Raw genomic sequence first — 16,338 nt, 5'->3', positions numbered from 1 at the left:
AGGTTGGTCACGTGTTACTCACCCGTTCGCCACTCTATGTCCGCCCGAGGGCGGTTTAATCGTTCGACTTGCATGTGTTAAGCACGCCGCCAGCGTTCATCCTGAGCCAGGATCAAACTCTCCGTTCAAAGTGCGGCCCGAGGGCCGCGACAGATCGTGTGAGTTTCGATTCTGTTTGAAAACTCTCCGCGGGGCTTGCCGCCCCGACGGGGAAATTGGTAAAGCTTCTCGCTTCGAATGTCCGTCTGACGCCCGAGAACTCGTCTCGGGCTCCATCCTCAGTATCCGGTTGTCAAGGTTCCGCGGGCCTCGCCCGCCGCCGTCTCTCGCGAGCGGCGCAAGGAAGTACTTTACAGGTCGGCTCCGGTCTTGTCAACGCGGTCACGAAATCTTTACAACTCCGCTCCCCCGCCGCCGGGAGCCGGGACCGGCCCAGCGCTACCTCCCCGCCTCCGGGAAAGGCAACTTGTCTATAATACACGCCCCCCGGGAAAGCGCAAGGGGGAATTTTCGGCTTTTTTTGGGAATCGCCCCCGGGACGCGCGGGGCCGAGGGGCGCCGCGGGCGGCCGGAGGCACTGGATCGCCGGCCCCCTTGGGCACTCTAGGCAGGGAGCCCTCCTGGCGGAGGGCTCCCGGAGCACCGTCTGATCTGAAGCGATCTCTGCAACTACTTATGCAAGGGACTAGCTATATATAAGTAGGGATGAGCAAGACGCTCCTAATGCTGGCAGCGACGACGGGCGATGAAGGCCACGCCCGCAGCGGCGGCCGCAACGGAGAGAATCCCCACGGCGAGCACGAGGCTATCGCCAGTCTGGGGCAGCCGGTCGGCAGAGCCCGAGGCATCGCGAGAGCTGTCACCGTCCTCCACGACCGTGGCACCTGTCGACTTGGAGGCAGGCTTGCCGTCAGCGCCCTGTCCGGAGGACCCGGGCCGCGCGGCGATGCCGCTCTCTTGGACTGCGGAATCGTCGCTTTCCTCGTTGCCGGTGGCACCGCTCACTCCGACATTGCCGAGATTGCCATCGACCTCCGGGAGGTCGGACCCCCCATTGCCATTACCGCCCTCAACATTGTCGCCCTCGGGCTCGGAGGGAGCGGGCGGGGCCGGGGGCGTAGGCTCGGGCGCTCCAGCTTCGGGAGCATCATCGGGCGCCGCAGCCGGCACCGGCGTGTAGAAGAGGTTGAGCTCATTGCTGGCAACGGCACCGGCCACGATAACGCTTTCCTTGTCGGCATCCACATAGGCCATATTGTCCACGGGAACGGCCAGAAGAGCGGAGTCGATTTCGGTGCCGAGGGGCTGGCTTTCGATCTCGTAGGTGCCCATGCGATCGAAGCGGACGGTCTGACCGTTGACCTCGCTTATCACCGTGTCGATGCCCGGATCATCGGCGAAGGCATCGCCATCGCTGATGGAATAATAGTTCACGGTGCAAGGGCTCTTGGCGCGGAAGTAGTTCAGCTGCACCGTATTCTGCTCGGGATCGGCGCTGGCGATGGGGTCCGTCGCCCAACCATCGAAGAAAACGTAGTCTGGGATGTCCCGCACGTAATCCCAAGGATCGATCTCCTCACCCACGGTTACGCCATCGTAGGTGTGAGAGCCCAGCAAGCGAAAGCCCGTGGGATCGTTGAAAGAGGGGTCGTCGTAGTAAACCATCTCGCAGTAGTACACCGTCACTGTGGTCTCGGCGGCCAGGGCGGCAGAAGGCCGATCGACGGAAAGTCCACTGGCAGAGGGCTCCATCGAGGGGGCCGGGGAGGGACTGGGGTCTTCGACGGGAACAGCCTCGTTTGTCGGGGAGGCTTCGTCGGCCCCATCGTCGGTGGGAGCGGAAGGCTCCTGAGCCGCCAGCTCTTCCTCCGAAGGAACCGGAAGCTCTTCGGCAGGAGAGGAGCTGTCGGCATCTTCCACTACCTCTGCTGCTGAGACATCATCAGCGGGTTCCGTGAAAGCCTCAACGGTCGGTTCCACAGAATCCGAAGCTTCATCGATGGCGAAAGCCGCCAGCGGAGAGAAGGCAAGTGAGCCGGCGAGAAGGCCGGCGAGAAGGGCGCGGCTCCACGGACGGCGCAGTCCGATGCTGTTCTTGTTCACGAATGGTACTCCGTTTCACGCAGGAGGCCGCCTTACCCCCTGGGACAGCATCCCGCTTCTCGATAGCTATAAGTCTAGTAACTTACTAGATTTCGGGGATGCATGTTGTACCAAAGGGGTGGGATCGAGACAAGCCGGCACCGTCAACAGGAGGCCGAAACCCCTGGTTTCCCATGGCTCTTTCACATTCGTTTCACCAGGTAAATAAACAAAAGTTGATTGGTCATCTTTGAGCGGCGGGCGCTTGTGATGGCCGGGCGGCCCGCAGCAAAGCGAGGATCGTGGGCTCTGCGGGCGGTTGCGGCGGTCGGACGGCCTGCGGGCGCTTGCGGTGGCCGGGTGGCCCGCAGCAAAGCGAGGGTCACGGGGTCTGCGGGCGCAATGGCGAGACCCCGCTGCGCGGAGACAACAGAGGCGCGGGGGCAGGGCTGCCAGGGCAAGCGCGGGTGAGTAGCCGCGCCGCGATGAGCGAGAGCTCTTAGGCCGGGTTATAAAGCGGCGGCAACTCCATGATGGTGATGGCATCGCCGGGCTTGCCCACCACGGCCATGGCGGAGCCCTTTTCCACGAGCCGATCGTGGTGGCGCACGGCTCGATTCCATTCCGCAGCATAGGCGGGATCGTCGCGATGATCGGGAACGCCGTAGCGCTCGCTCAGGATATGGGCGAGGGCCTGGGAGGTCTTCACGGCGCCGGCGTAATTCAGGTGATCGCCCCAATCGCGCGTATCGGTATCCCAGTCGATGGCCACGGCATCGTCGCCGGTGTTCAGGTCGATAAATTCGATACCCAGCTCGTCGGCGGCGGCCTGGGCGCCGTTGTGGCGGGAGGTGTACCAGCACTTGGTGCTCGGCGTGCTGACGATGACGAGCTCGCTGCCGGCGGCGCGGCACATGTCGCGCATCTCGGCCAACACCGATTTGGTGAGCTCGGGCACTTCGGCCACGTTGTCGGTGGGCTCCATATAGGCCGAGTCGTCGGCGGGGCGAACGCCCCATTTCATGCGGAAGCCCTTCATGTCGTCAACGTAGTCGTTCTCCGCGGAGCCGAAGAAATCGCGCAGCGTGAGGGCCTTCCAGCGATCATGGCGCTCGAAGATGGGGAACATATCCTTGATGGTGCTCTTGAGCAGCTTGTTCTCGTCGAAGGGCTTGAACAGGGAGTTGCCCTCGATCATGACGACGCGGGGCTTTTGAACCTTGAGGGCGCGCTCCAGGAGCGTGCGGCTGTAGGTAAGGTTCTGACCGCCGATGGCGCAGGTGTAGGTAGCAGCGCCGCCGGCCTTCCAGATTTCCACGGGGGACACGGCGCTGTAGGTTTCAGAATCGCCGATGAACAGGGCGTCGAGGCTGTTTTTCGGTTCGCCGAGGAAGCCGTTGGCCGCCACATGGGCCGCGTGCACTCCACCGACGTTGCCGTTGCTCTTGGGTTCGAAGATACGGGAAGCGCCATAGAGAACGAGCAGGCCCACGAGCACGAACGCGATGGCCACGAGCAGGCTCTTTCCAAGGGCCCGCAGGCGGGCCGCCCCGTGGAGCGGAGTCCCTTCGGGAGTGACGGGCTCGCCGGGATCGGTGGAGGCGGCGGCCATGTCCGGCGCGATGGCGCCCGGGGCTGCGGCGGTGTTTTCCGGTTTCGTTGTGGGCTTCTCTTCGTTCAACGGGATTCCTTTGGGCGTATGGGGTGCGTTATCGGACTAGAACTGGGCATACATAGGATCGACCGGCGCATAGGCGGTGCCATAGGCACCGAAGATGATGACGGCCAGGAACAGGGTGTACCAGAGGGCCCAGCGGGCGGGCAGGGGCCAGGCGGCCACACGCTCGGTGATGGACACCCCGCGTTCGCGGATGAGCCCCACCACCAGCATGAGGGCGACCCATGCTAGCACAATGGCCAGGTCGTGGCCGTCCAAACCGATACCCGCCGCACCAACTCCAAAAATGGACCCGTCCACCAGAGAAGCGCCGTTGAAGTCGCAGACCATGGCGCCGAACATGGCCAGGCCCGCATCGAGGCCCTCGGCCCGGAAGAACAGCTCGCCCACAACGATGATAACGAGGGTGCGGGCGATCTGGAATGCCCGATATCCCGCCGATTCCCGGCTGATGCGCAGGCGCTCGGCCACCTTCACCGCCGTGGGCTCGATGAGGCTTCCGGCCACAATGAGTACAAAGTAGTACAGGCCGAAGAAGATATACTGGCTGCCGGCTCCATGCCACAGACCGTTGCCGAACCAGACGCAGAACAGGGCCGCCGACGAGGCCAGCAGCGGGCCGTAGCGGTTCCCGAAGCGCTTGCGCGCCTTGCTCGTGAGCTTCTTGAGCGGCTTCGACAGCGACACCGGATAGTAAATGTAGTCGCGCAGCCACGTTCCCAGGGTGATGTGCCAGCGTTGCCAGAACCCAGCGGCTGTGCGAGAGAAGAAGGGCTGGCGGAAATTCTCGGGCAAAGAGACGCCGAAAATGCGGCCCATGCCGAGGGCGACGTCCATGGTGCCGGAGAAATCGCAGTACAGCTGTACCGTGTAGAGCACCGCGCCCAGGGCGATGATGCCGCCGTCGTAGGCGGTATAGTCGGCGAAGACCGGCTTGACGAAGGCGTTCAGCCTATCGGCGACGATCATCTTCTTCCCCAAACCCCACAGCATGCGCAGGGTACCAGCATAGAGGTTCGCCCGTGTGACGGGGTGCCCCGCCATGAGTTGATCGGCTGTTTGGCCATAGCGGCTGATGGGACCCTCCATGATTTGGGGAAAGAACCCGAGGAAGAGTGCCACACGACCGAGGTTGCGGTCGGCCGCCACGGTGCCGCGGTACACGTCGATGAGGTAGGAGCCGGCCATGAGGGTGTAGAACGAGATGCCGATGGGGGCGGCCCACACCGGCAGCTCCGTGTTCAGGGTGATGCCCACCAAGCCGAGGGCCCCGTCGATGACCGACGCGAAGAAGTGCAGGTACTTGAAGGCCGCCAGAAGGCCGAAGTTCACCAGCAGTCCCGCAGCCATGACGATCTTCATCTTGCGAGCGAAGCGGGCGCGTATCTCGCGCTTGCCCGATTTCGCCGCCTTCACGGCGCTATCGCGCTGGCGGATGAGGGCGCCGAGACCGAGGCCCGTGCCGTAGATGGCCAGAGTGGACACCCACAGCGCCAGGATGAGCTCGCGGGAGAGCCAGAAGAAGAACAGGTAGCTGGCCACAAGCAGAACGGCCCAGCGTGCGCGGCGGGGCGCAATGGCGTACACAGCCACGGCGGTCGGGAGGAACGCCGCCAAAAATATGAAGGAGAAATATGAGGTCATGGGTCTTTCGGGGTCGGGCCGGGCACGGAAACCACAGGGCGGCACGGCGAGGAGCACTCGCTCCCCGCCGTGCTCGCCGGCCGGAGGGCGCGGGCTCCTCCAGCCGGAGGGGTGGGAGAGCGCTAGTCGAGCTGGTCCTCCACCAGGCGCTTCACCATGGCAGTGAGGCCGTCCACGGAGTTGAAGTTCTCCACCACCACTTCCACGGCGGGGATGGTGATGTCGAAGGCGTCCTCCAGCTCGGCCACGAGGGCCACGATGGTGAGAGAGTCCAGGACACGGTCGTCCACGAGGGTGGTGCAGCCCTCGAAGTCGGCACCGGGAGCCAGCTCATCCAGAATCTCCAAAATAGTCTCGCGCTCTTCCATGTTCCTATCCTTTCTTTGGGGGGCTTCTATGCTCGGGCGGTGGGGCAAAGAGGCAATACGCTGGCCGATGCCCTGCCGCGGGGCTTCCGTTAGGGCATCGACGGCGTGTTCAGAGGGTCGGTGCGCACAGGCCCGCGCACCAGGGTCAGGTTTCCGTCCCCATCGGCGAAGGCCACAGCCGGCAGATCGCGGGACAGCAGCAGCGACACGCCCTCGGTCATGCAATAGGCGCCGGCCTTGTCGAAGGCGAACAGCGTACCAACCTCCAAGCCGGCCACGGTCATGGCCTTCATGAGGATGTCGTTGGTGGTGCACAGCGAGCCGCAGAGCGTCCACTCCTCCACGGGGGCGCCCTCGGGAGCGGCCAGCTGACGGCAGGGCCAAGCCTTCAAGCCGAGGCCACCGCCGTAGTAGGTGATATGGTGGATGCCTCCATCCACAATGGCGTAGTTCACCCCCTGGTTCGTCTTCGCATCCACCACGCGGGTGAGGTAGGTGCCGCACCAGGCCGTGAGGCCGCGGCCGATTTCCAGAGTGAGAGGCCCGTCGAAGGCCATGGCGTCCAGCAGAGAGCCCACACCCTCCAGGTGCTCGCGGGTGGCAGTGGGATCTTCCTCCGAGAAGTAATCGGCCGGCAGGCCCGGGCCATACTCGAACTCGCGCACGGTAAAGCCGTAGTCGGCGGCCAGGGCGGCCATGAGCTCATCGGCCTTGGCCAGTTCGCGCTGGACCCGGCGCAGGGAGGTCTTCTGGGTGCCGGAGAACTGCTGAATGCCCCAGATATCCACCGCCGGGTCGGTGCCGTGCTCGGCAATGATGGCGCGAATGTCGGCCTCGTCCATGCCGAACTGGCTGCCGCAGGTGAGGCGCAGCAGCAGGGGAAGGGGCCGGCCATACTCGCGGGCCAGGGCCAGCAGCAGGTCGAACTGGCGCCGCGATTCCACCGTATAGCGGTGCACCGCGGCGCCGGCATCCAGCAGACCGCGAATGAGGTCCTCGTCCTTGGCCACACCGGACAGGACGATCTCGGCCGGATCGACGCCGACGTTCTGGCAGATGCGCAGCTCACCGGGGGAGCACACCTCGAAGCGGTGCACGTAGGGGCTGATAAGGGGAATAGCCAAGGGATTCGCCTTCACGGCAAAGCAGAGCGCCGCGCGGGCGGGCAGAGTTTCCTCCAGCAGCGCCACCCGATCGCGCAGGGACGCCTCGTCGAAGACATACAGCGGCGTGCCGAAGGCGTCGGCGGCCGCTATGAGGTTCTCGTCGTTCATCGTTCTCCTTCGTTGCGGGCCTTCGAGAGCCCGGGGTTGCGGCGGGCGCGGCGGGCACGGGCGGCGGCGCGGCTCTGTTCCAGGAGGGCCGCCCGATCCACCTTCCCGTTTTTGGTGAGGGGCATAGATTCCACCGCGACGATCTGAGTGGGAATCATGAAGGGCGGTAGCTTCTCGTGGGCTTCGGCCCGCACAGCGGCCGCCTCTGCCGTGCCCTCGTAAAAGGCGATGAGGCGCTTGCGCTCTTTGTCGTAGGCGCAACGGCAGCGCTGGACGCCCTGGACGCCCTCGATAGCGGCATCCACTTCCTCCAGTTCAACCCGATGACCCTGGTGCTTGATCTGATTGTCCTTGCGGCCGCGGTAGAACAGCTCGCCCGTCTCGTTGAAAGCGGCCAGGTCGCCGGTGCGGTACACCCGGTCGGGAAAATGGTTGTGCAGCGGGTTCTGGGTGAAGGAGAGCGCCGTGCGTTCGGGATCGCCCACATAACCGAGGGCGAGGGACACGCCGCGCACCATGAGCTCCCCCACCGTGCCTGGCTCGGTGACCGGGCGCCCCTCGCCATCAACCAGCAGCACCTCGCGATTGGGGAAGGCCACCCCCAACGGGATGCCCTCGCCGTAGTCGCGGTCGCGCTCGATGACGTGATAGAGGCAGTTGCAGGTGACCTCGGTGGGCCCGTAGAGATTGGCGAAACTGGCCTCGGGCAGATGCTCCATCCAGGTGCGCAGGTGCTCGGCGGGCATGACCTCGCCGCTGAACAGGACCCGGCGCACGGCCGAGAGGGTCTTGCCATCCAGCCCGTGGAGGCTCGTGATGAGGCACAGAGCCGCTACCGCCCAGGTCATCACCGTGACCCGCTGCTCTTCCAAGTAATCCACAAGGGCCGCGGGTTGCGAGAACAGGGGGCGGGGCACCACCACGAGGGTACAACCGCTGGCCAGGGCCCCATAGATGTCCTTGACGGACACATCGAAATCGAAGGGAGCCTGGTTGGCGATGCGGTCATCGCCGCGGAAGCCGAACAGCCGGGTGAAGTCGCCGATGAAGTCGGTAATGGCTCGGTGGCTCACGGCCACGCCCTTGGGCGTGCCCGTGGAGCCAGAGGTGAACAGCACGTAGGCCGGGTCGGAATCGGTGAGGCCGCGGCGGCTGGCCACGAGGGCGGCCTCGTCGAGAGGAGCCTCCAGCACATCGGCAGCGACCAGCAGCTCTCCCTCGGCGGGAAGGGCCGCGGCCGCAGCGGCGGCGCGATCGCCGTCGGCCACGACGAGGGGGTTGCCCAGGGCGCCGGCGATGCGGGCCAGGCGGTCGGCCGGCACCTGCGGATCTACCGGCACGTAGAACCCGCCGGCGTAAAGAGCGCCGAACATGGTGCTGAGGGCGTCGATGCCCTTCTCCATGTAGACGACAACGGCCCGATGATTGGCCTCGTGGGCCGCCAGGGCGCTGCCGGCCCGCTGGGCCCGATGGCGTAGCACCTCGTAGGTGCAGCTGCCGTGCTCGTCGATGACGGCGAGGCGATCGGGGAAGCGGGCGGCATCGTCTTCCAAGTATGAGAGCACGCTCCGACGCAGGGGCATGGGCCTTCCTTCCATAGGGGCTAGTCTTTTCATTCTAGGCGAACGCGCCCCTTAAGTTGTAAAGATTCCCCCATGAAATTCTTAAGATTTTGCCAACGGCGTGATAATTGGCTGCTTTTACGGCAGAAATCGCACCGATGGCGGCGCGAGAGCCGGGCCCGACAAGGCGCCGTCGGCTCTCGTCTATCGGCCACGCCCCTTCTCTACTTTAGCGCACTAGAGCAAAAAAGCGGACTGCCGTCGTGCCATAGAAAGCTAAGAGAGAGTATCATAGTTGCAGCAACGTATTCGCGGACGCGGCCGCTCGTTCCGCGCCCTGGCCCGAAGGGGGTTTCCATGCAGATTATCGAAGATAGGGTATACGCCTTCTCCAAGGACAACGCGCCCTGCTATACCGCGCGTCCCGGCGAGGTCATGGTGTTCAAGAGCCTCGACTGCTTCTCGGGGCGCCTCACCGACGAGACCGTCACCATGCGCGACATGGACTTCTCCTACAACATCACCAACCCCGCCGCCGGCCCGGTGTACGTGGAGGGTGCCGAGGTGGGCGACGTGCTCGTGGTGGACATTTACGACATCCAGGTGGCCGACGAGGGCACCATTGCCACCGACGACCACTGCGGCCCGCTGTTCGAGGGCACCGAGTACCGCACGAAGAAAATCAAGATCGAAGACGGCATGGCCGATTTCAACGGCGTGCGCTTCCCCATCAACCCCATGATCGGCGTGATCGGCACCGCTCCGGCCGAGGGGGCGCCAGCCGACGGCTTCGTGGGCAACTACGGCGGCAACATGGACAACAAGCTCATCACCAAGGGCACCCGCCTGTACTTCCCCGTGCGCGTGCCGGGCGCCCTGCTGCAGATGGGCGACGTGCACGCCACCATGGGCGACGCCGAGCTGTGCGGCACCGGCATCGAGATTGCCGCCGAAATCACTGTGCGCGTGTCCGTGCTGAAGAACTTCGAGCTCCACTGGCCCGTACTGGAAACTTTCGGGCCGGCTGGCCGCTGGTACGTGAACGCGAGCGCCCAGGAGTACAACGAGGCCCTCGTGTGCGCCTCCAAGGAAATGCAGCGGCTGCTCATGGCCATTACCGGCTGGGACGCCATCGACACTTATATGTACATGTCGGTGCAATCCGACGTGGAGATCAGCCAGGGCTGCAAGCCCTGCGAGGTGCAGCTGTCCCTGCGCATCGGTACGCCGAAGCTGCCGCAGTTCCCGCCGCTGGTGGGCTAGGGGGCAGATTCTCGTTTCGTTCTTGTGCTCAAAAGATGCGCGGAATGGTAAGCTATCGCCGCGCTTCGGGCGCATTGGGGAAATCGGGCGACCCCTGCTTGGGAGAACGTAGGGGCCGCCCGGTTGAGGAAAGAGAAGGATCTGGAAGGGAAGGAAGGAGACTCTATGTCGAAACCCATCCAAACGCCGGGCTCGACGGACAACTCGTCCCTTGAGCAGTTCGGCTACAAGCAGGAGCTGCGCCGCGGCATGGGCCTGTGGGACGTCGTGCTGTACGGCGTGCTGTTCATGGTCATCATCGCGCCGCATTCCATCTGGGGCCTCGTCCAGCAGGACGCCCTGGGCATGTCCACCCTCGTGTACATCGTGGGCTTCATCGCCATCTTCTTCACGGCGCTGAGCTACGTGCGCATGAGCAACAAGTTCCCCATTGCCGGTTCGGTGTACTCCTATGTGCAGCGCGGCATCAACCCCCACGTGGGCTTCATTTCCGGCTGGCTCATCCTGCTGGACTACTGCATCACCCCGGCGCTGCTGTACGTCTTGGTGGCCAACTGGGGCACCATGCTCGTACCGGGCAGCCCCTGGTACCTGTGGGTCATCGTGTTCGTGGCCTTCAACACCTTCGTGAACATCCGCGGCATCTCCATGACCCGCGGCATCGACTTCGTCATCTTCGCCGTTGAGATTCTGGCCGTTATCGCGTTTATCGCCCTCGGCTGCAACTTCATCATGGGCGGCGGCGGTGCCGGCGAGTTCAACGCCGATCCGCTGTGGCAGCCTGGCAAGGTCGACGCGCACTTCTTGGCCGCCGGCATCTCCATCGCGGCCCTGAACTTCCTCGGCTTCGACGGCATCTCCACCCTGGCCGAGGAAACCAACGAGCCCCAGAAGAACATCGGCCGCGGCATTCTGATCGCGCTCGGCATCATCATCGTGTGCTTCGTGGCCCAGACCTACATCGCCTCCCTGGTGCAGCCCGATTGGCAGAGCTGGAGCCCCGAGCACGCCGAGAACGCCTGGTTCTACGGCTGCCAGATGATCGGCGGCGACCTGTTCATGAACATCATGCTCATCATCAACATCGTGGCCATCGGCATCGCCAACATCATGAACGCCCAGCTAGCCGCCTCGCGCCTGCTGTACTCCATGGGTCGCGACGCTGTCATCCCCCGCATCTTCGGCAAGGTGCACCCCAAGTACCAGACCCCCTGGGTGGGTGCCATCTTCATCGGCGCTGTGGCGCTCGTGCTGTCGCTTGTCCTCACCATGGCCGACCTGGCCACCCTGGTGAACTTCGGCGCCCTGGCCTCCTTCATCATGCTGAACTTCGCCGTGTTCTGGTACTTCTTCATTAAGGAGAAGAAGCGCTACTCCTTCGGCAACATCGTGAAGTACCTCATCTGCCCCTGGCTCGGTATCCTCATTCTGGGCTACGTGTTCACCGGCTTCGACGTGATGACCTACGCTCTCGGCGTGACCTGGTTCATCATTGGCTTCATCATTTGCGCAGTGAAGTCGAAGGGCTTCAAGGAAGTACCCGACGCCTTTAAGAACCTGGACGTGTAAGCGCCCAACCGCACACCTTCCCCAGTGCCCCAGAGCCCCCGGCATGCGTCGGGGGCTCTTCTTGTATACTGTGCATCGGACGCATGTCGCGCAAACGCACTTTTCTTCTCCTTGGCTTGACCAGGCTATTTGCTTTGTTTTCCCTGTTCATAGCCTTAACTTCGGTGATGCGAAAAATTGCGTTTGCGCGAGGTTTGGCGTCTTCCGACGCGAAAAGGGAGGCTCACTGTGAAGATTGGATTTATCGGGCTGGGGAATATGGCCACAGCCATCATCGGCGGCCTGCTGCGCGAGAGCACGGTACTCGCCGACGGGGCAGCGGTAACGGCCGCCGATCTTATCGGCTCGGCCAAGACCGAGGCCACACGACAAGCGAAGGCAACGCAGTTCGGCATTGCCGTGACCGCCGACAACCGCGAGGTGGCCGCGGCGGCCGATGTGCTCGTGTTGGCCGTGAAGCCGCAGTTCTTTCCCGAGGTGATCGCCGAGATCCGCGGTGCGGTGAACGAGAACACGCTCGTTATCTCCATTGCGGCGGGACTCACGCTTGAACGCATCGCCGCGCTGTTCGGGCGCGACGAGAACACCATGAGGCTTATCCGCTGCATGCCGAACACTCCGGCCCTCGTGAATGCTGGCTGCACCGCCGTGTGCCTGGGAGCGGGCGCCACCGAGGACGACGGGGCTCTCTGCCTCGCGCTCATGGAAAGCTTTGGGCGTGCCATCGTTATCCCCGAGCGCCTAATGGATGCTGCGAGCGCGGTGGCGGGCAGCTCGCCGGCCTTCGTGTTCATGTTCATCGAGGCCCTGGCCGATGGGGCCGTGGAAGCCGGCATGCCCCGAGCTCAGGCCTACGAGTTCGCAGCGGCGGCCGTAGCGGGATCGGCGCGGCTCGTGCTGGAGACGGGGCGGCATCCCGGCGATCTGAAGGATATGGTGTGCTCGCCAGGCGGTACCACCGTCGAAGGCGTGAAGGCCCTAGAGCAGCGCGCCTTCCGCGCAGCCGCTATGGAGGCCGTGGGGGCCTGCGTCGCCAAGGCGAGGGCGCTGTAGGCGGCCAGGGGGCGCACCGCGCGGCGCGTGAAAACCGGCGAGGCGGCACAAGCGCCCCTGTCCGGCCCACTCCCCCCCGACGGCTCCTACGGTTTAGCCACCCTTCCTGGGCACCCGCACCCGGCGGTAAGCCGGCAGCACCCCAGCGGCTCCTACGGTTTGGCTACCCTTCTCGGGACTGGCGCCGCGGCGCGCTATGATAGCCCCACTGTTTTCGACCCCCTTAGAAAGGCGGACCCTATGAAGCAATCGAAGAAGCTGGCCGTGGTGATGGCCAGCGTGATGGCCCTGGGGCTCGTGGCCCTGGCCGGCTGCGCGGTGCAGGGTGACACGAGCGACCAGGCTCCCGCGGCCAAGAACGCCGCCCAGCCCGACAATAACGCGCCGGATGGCCAGGTAGTGAGCACGGCCATGGTGGCTTACGCCAATGGCAACGAGGTGATGTTCGTCGACCAGGAGACCCAGACCCCCTACATTCCCACCAACCTGGACGCCGCCACCATCATCTACGATGGCCAAGACATCGATGAAGACGACCTGATCGCCGGCAACATTGTGCAGGTCACGGGCAACGGCATCATGCTGGAGAGCTACCCGGGCCAGTACCCCGGCATCACGAAGGTGGAAGTCGTAGAGCAGGGCAACCCAGCCGATGCCGAGCAGTACGCCGATATCGTAGACACCGTATTCGCTTCGCCCGATCAGAGCCAGGTGCCCGTTGGCAACCTCGAGTACAAGACCACCGACGCTCAGGTAGCCGTTATGCTGAACCCGGTGGCCTACGAATGGGAATGGGTGCAGCAAGACGGCACCACCGACGAGGCTGAGGTGAGCGCCGAAGCCTTCAATGCCGACGGCACGCTGGCCGAAACCGTGGCCGATGCCCGCATTACCGGGGCCGCCGATGCCTTCGCCGCCTTCTCGGTGAATCCCACGGCCATCGAAATCGAGCGGCGGCCCCTGGCGACCACCGACGCGCCCGCGGTCGATCCCACCGGGCAAGACGAAAACGTGGCCTGCACCCTCGGCGAAGATGGGGCCGCAGCATTCTCCATGGAGCCGGGCTTCCTCTACGAGCTGAAGGCCACCTTCCCCCAGGGCGAGGCCGAGTATGCCTTCTACACGGTGAGCTAAGCCCTCCCGTTTCCATCGCTCGATACCGCAAAGCCCCGCCTCTTGGATTTCCGAGAGGCGGGGCTTCTTGGTTGCGGAGAATGGCGAGATCGGCCCTGAGCGCGGCAGCATCCCCTAATCCAAGCGGCGAAGGGCGGCCTGGCTCTTGCCGGCGCGTTTGGCCACATAGAGGGCCTCGTCGGCCACCTGGTACAGATCGTCGAAGGTGACGGGATAGCGCGTGCAGGCCACGGCGCCGATGGTGATGGAGGGGTGCAGATCGGCGGGCATATCGGCAGGGCGCCCTCCCTGGGTGTAGATACCGCCGGAAAGCTGGGCGAGCACGCGATCGAGGGCCGGCCCCGGTCCGAGGCCGCCGGCGAAAATGGCGAACTCGTCGCCGCCGAGGCGGGCAACCACGTCGTCCTTGCGCATGTGGCGGCTGAGGAAGGCGGCGATCTCCTGGAGCACCCGGTCCCCCTCGGGATGACCGAAGCCGTCATTCACCTGCTTGAAGTTGTCCACGTCCACCAAAAACAGGCTGCACCCGCCCCGGCATTCATCAGTGGCAAGGGCCTGCTCGATACGGGCCATAGCCGCCTCGCGGTTGAACACCCCGGTCAAACCGTCCAGCTCGGCCTTCTTCCGCAGGCTCGCCTCGCGCATGACCATCTCATGGGTGTCCAGTAAACGCCCCACGTGGCGCACGGGGCAGCCGGCCTCGTTGAACAGCACGAAGGACTGATAGCGACACCAGATGGGATCGCCCTCCACATTGGGCAGCGAGGTTTCCATATCAATGAAGTCCCCCCGCTCTACTACCGCGCGAATGGGCTCGATGTCGTGCACCTCCAAATCGATGGAGCACTCCTTGTCGCAGCGCTTGCGCAGAATGAGATCGGCGGACTGAGGGGCGCGCCCGAAGCGGGCATCGAAATCGCCGAAGACCTCGCCGACCTGATTCTGGCAGTCGATGTCGAAAATGACATCGCGGGAGAGCACCGTGAGAATTTCCACGCGATCATTGGCCCGCTCCAGTTGCTGCTGATAGCTCATCTTCTCGGTGATGTCGATGATGGTGACGTAGAACCAGGCCGCACCGTCGGCGTCCACCACATAACGGCCGCGGTCGTCCACCCAGCGCACCTCGCCGTCGGGGCGGTTCAGGCGATAGGCCACCGCATCGGTGTCGCCCGCAGAGATCTGCTCGGCAATCTCAGCCGCCACACGCTCGCGGTCATCGGGATGCACCATGCCCAGAAACGTGTTGCCCGTGATGGCGCGGAACTCATTGTAGGTGGCGCACCCGAACATGGCCAGCACGTCTCGGCTCACGTAATCGATGGTGCCGCCCTCGTCGTCGGCACGATAGCGAAACAGGCCGCCGGGAATGCGGTCGAGGAATTCTTGGGACACCTCGTCTTCGATGACGCATCCATCGCGAGAGCCGAGCTTGCCCTCCGTAACCCGATGAAACACTGTCATGACAGCCTCCCCACCTCGCGGCGGAGCGCGGGCGGCCCCATGGCAGCTCGCGTCCCTTCCTTCTCTTTCCCCGATCATAGCATCGGGGGCTCTGTTCGTTATCGGCATTCCGTCAAACACCCTGTAGCTGGGGCAACTCGTCTGTAAACGAACAGAGCCCGAGCACCGACCTGCAAATGGGGATGGCGCGTCACGGGGGCAGGCGCTCTATCCCAGCGGTTGATCACACTGGTTTCCGCAGGGATTTTTCTGTCACCTGTCTCACAAAGGAAGGCGCATTGCCCGCCGCAAAATTCCACGCACCGGCTCCCCGGCGGTCCTCAGGATGATCTACGGGGGGGGCGGTGGCTGGTGATGGCGAAAGTCGGACTGCTATACTGGATGCATTCTCTTGAAGGAGGAACGATGCGCTATCTGATTGCGTCCGATATCCACGGGGCGCTGCCCGCGGCCGAGGCTCTTATGGAACGCTTCCGCGAAGAGGGGGCCGACCGCTTGCTGCTGCTGGGAGACCTGCTGTACCACGGCCCGCGCAACCCCCTGCCTACCGGCTATGCCCCAGCAGAGGTGGCCCGCCTGCTGAACCGCTACGCCGACCGCATCACCGCCGTGCGGGGCAACTGCGAAGCGGAAGTGGACCAGATGATGCTGGATTTCCCCTGCCTGGGCGATTACACCCTGGTGGTAGACGAGAGCACAACCCTGCTGCTTACCCACGGCCACCTGAATCTGGGCACGGTTGTGGCCGGATTGCCGGCCGGGTCCTTCGTCTTCTCGGGCCACAGCCACATAAAGGGCATCGGGCCCCAGGCGGCCCCGGCATTCGTGCGCGATGCTGCGAGCTTTCCCGGCAGCAGACGTGCCGGCGACTCGGCCGACGACGGACGCAGAGACAGCGAGGGTGGCGGGGGCGGAGTGACCGGCGAATGCGGCGGCAGCGATGGCCCGGCCCCCGCCATCACCTTCGTCAACCCCGGGAGCATCGGCCACCCAAAGGACGGCTCTGCCAGCTACGCGCTCTACGAGCGCGGCGCCGTGAAACTGCACATGCTGTAGCCCGTTCCCTTGCGACACAGCCTGCAATCCCGGAGACCGGGGGTTGGCGGAGAGACGGGCGCTGTGGGATATAGGAACAAAAGTGTGTAAGATTTTCCTAGGTTTCCCCAGTTGAATCTTCGATTCTTGAGGCTCCGAGTTGTCTCCGTCCAACTCTCTTATAGGCACAAAAGTGTGTAGTGATCCCTCTT

At 64.2% G+C, this 16,338-nt stretch carries 12 protein-coding genes and 1 rRNA gene; 5 read left to right on the top strand and 8 right to left on the bottom strand.

The window, feature by feature from the left end; all coding sequences use genetic code 11:
• The 7 genes from F8D48_RS10405 to F8D48_RS10375 form a co-directional block, all read right to left on the bottom strand.
• Nucleotides 1-128, bottom strand: a 16S ribosomal RNA gene (locus F8D48_RS10405); the annotation flags it as partial.
• Between the two features lie 592 nt (nt 129-720).
• Entirely contained in the window at nt 721-2,103 is a 1,383-nt protein-coding gene (locus tag F8D48_RS10400) for an LPXTG cell wall anchor domain-containing protein (RefSeq protein ID WP_151431864.1), read from the bottom strand.
• A 478-nt stretch (nt 2,104-2,581) separates the two neighbouring features.
• Nucleotides 2,582-3,763, bottom strand: a complete 1,182-nt coding sequence (locus F8D48_RS10395) for a hypothetical protein (RefSeq protein ID WP_151431862.1) — start codon at nt 3,761-3,763, stop codon at nt 2,582-2,584.
• Between the two features lie 36 nt (nt 3,764-3,799).
• Nucleotides 3,800-5,404 (bottom strand): MBOAT family O-acyltransferase, encoded by a 1,605-nt coding sequence (locus tag F8D48_RS10390; protein ID WP_151431860.1) that lies wholly within the window; start codon nt 5,402-5,404, stop codon nt 3,800-3,802.
• A 122-nt stretch (nt 5,405-5,526) separates the two neighbouring features.
• Entirely contained in the window at nt 5,527-5,772 is a 246-nt protein-coding gene (locus F8D48_RS10385) for an acyl carrier protein (protein WP_135971126.1), read from the bottom strand.
• 89 nt (nt 5,773-5,861) lie between these two features.
• Nucleotides 5,862-7,046: a diaminopimelate decarboxylase family protein gene (locus F8D48_RS10380; protein WP_151431858.1), complete on the bottom strand. Its 1,185-nt coding sequence runs from the start codon at nt 7,044-7,046 to the stop codon at nt 5,862-5,864.
• On the bottom strand, nt 7,043-8,629 hold the full coding sequence (locus F8D48_RS10375; RefSeq protein ID WP_151431856.1) for an amino acid adenylation domain-containing protein: 1,587 nt from the start codon (nt 8,627-8,629) through the stop codon (nt 7,043-7,045). The genes F8D48_RS10380 and F8D48_RS10375 overlap by 4 nt, the downstream gene beginning before the upstream one ends.
• Before the next feature lie 336 nt (nt 8,630-8,965).
• On the opposite strand from F8D48_RS10375, the gene F8D48_RS10370 reads away from it, so the two are divergent.
• The 4 genes from F8D48_RS10370 (at nt 8,966) to F8D48_RS10355 (ending at nt 13,627) form a co-directional block, all read left to right on the top strand.
• Nucleotides 8,966-9,871 carry an acetamidase/formamidase family protein gene (locus tag F8D48_RS10370; RefSeq protein WP_151431854.1) on the top strand — a complete coding sequence of 302 codons (906 nt, stop codon included), beginning with the start codon at nt 8,966-8,968 and terminating at the stop codon, nt 9,869-9,871.
• A gap of 165 nt (nt 9,872-10,036) precedes the next feature.
• Nucleotides 10,037-11,440 carry an APC family permease gene (locus F8D48_RS10365; protein WP_151431852.1) on the top strand — a complete coding sequence of 468 codons (1,404 nt, stop codon included), beginning with the start codon at nt 10,037-10,039 and terminating at the stop codon, nt 11,438-11,440.
• Nucleotides 11,441-11,668: 228 nt separating this feature from the next.
• A complete protein-coding gene (gene proC, locus F8D48_RS10360) occupies nt 11,669-12,493 on the top strand; it encodes a pyrroline-5-carboxylate reductase (RefSeq protein ID WP_151431850.1) in 825 nt (274 codons plus the stop codon).
• A 240-nt stretch (nt 12,494-12,733) separates the two neighbouring features.
• Nucleotides 12,734-13,627 (top strand): hypothetical protein, encoded by an 894-nt coding sequence (locus F8D48_RS10355; RefSeq protein ID WP_151431848.1) that lies wholly within the window; start codon nt 12,734-12,736, stop codon nt 13,625-13,627.
• 114 nt (nt 13,628-13,741) lie between these two features.
• Here the strand turns inward: F8D48_RS10355 and F8D48_RS10350 are convergent, their stop codons facing one another.
• Nucleotides 13,742-15,091: a sensor domain-containing diguanylate cyclase gene (locus tag F8D48_RS10350; protein ID WP_160324329.1), complete on the bottom strand. Its 1,350-nt coding sequence runs from the start codon at nt 15,089-15,091 to the stop codon at nt 13,742-13,744.
• Nucleotides 15,092-15,496: 405 nt separating this feature from the next.
• Between F8D48_RS10350 and yfcE the strand changes: the two genes are divergently transcribed.
• Nucleotides 15,497-16,147 (top strand): phosphodiesterase, encoded by a 651-nt coding sequence (gene yfcE, locus F8D48_RS10345; RefSeq protein WP_151431843.1) that lies wholly within the window; start codon nt 15,497-15,499, stop codon nt 16,145-16,147.
• The last annotated feature ends 191 nt before the right edge of the window (nt 16,148-16,338 follow it).

It is taken from the genome of Adlercreutzia muris (assembly GCF_008831045.1).
Lineage (GTDB): Bacteria > Actinomycetota > Coriobacteriia > Coriobacteriales > Eggerthellaceae > Adlercreutzia > Adlercreutzia muris.
This window is presented reverse-complemented; position numbering and strand designations above follow the sequence as displayed.

Coding starts and splice junctions, on each gene's coding strand:
- F8D48_RS10390 (WP_151431860.1), bottom strand. CDS start 5,404: ATGACCTCATATTTCTCCTTCATATTTTTGGCGGCGTTCCTCCCGACC.
- F8D48_RS10385 (WP_135971126.1), bottom strand. CDS start 5,772: ATGGAAGAGCGCGAGACTATTTTGGAGATTCTGGATGAGCTGGCTCCC.
- F8D48_RS10380 (WP_151431858.1), bottom strand. CDS start 7,046: ATGAACGACGAGAACCTCATAGCGGCCGCCGACGCCTTCGGCACGCCG.
- F8D48_RS10375 (WP_151431856.1), bottom strand. CDS start 8,629: ATGCCCCTGCGTCGGAGCGTGCTCTCATACTTGGAAGACGATGCCGCC.
- F8D48_RS10370 (WP_151431854.1), top strand. CDS start 8,966: ATGCAGATTATCGAAGATAGGGTATACGCCTTCTCCAAGGACAACGCG.
- F8D48_RS10365 (WP_151431852.1), top strand. CDS start 10,037: ATGTCGAAACCCATCCAAACGCCGGGCTCGACGGACAACTCGTCCCTT.
- F8D48_RS10355 (WP_151431848.1), top strand. CDS start 12,734: ATGAAGCAATCGAAGAAGCTGGCCGTGGTGATGGCCAGCGTGATGGCC.
- F8D48_RS10350 (WP_160324329.1), bottom strand. CDS start 15,091: ATGACAGTGTTTCATCGGGTTACGGAGGGCAAGCTCGGCTCTCGCGAT.
- yfcE (WP_151431843.1), top strand. CDS start 15,497: ATGCGCTATCTGATTGCGTCCGATATCCACGGGGCGCTGCCCGCGGCC.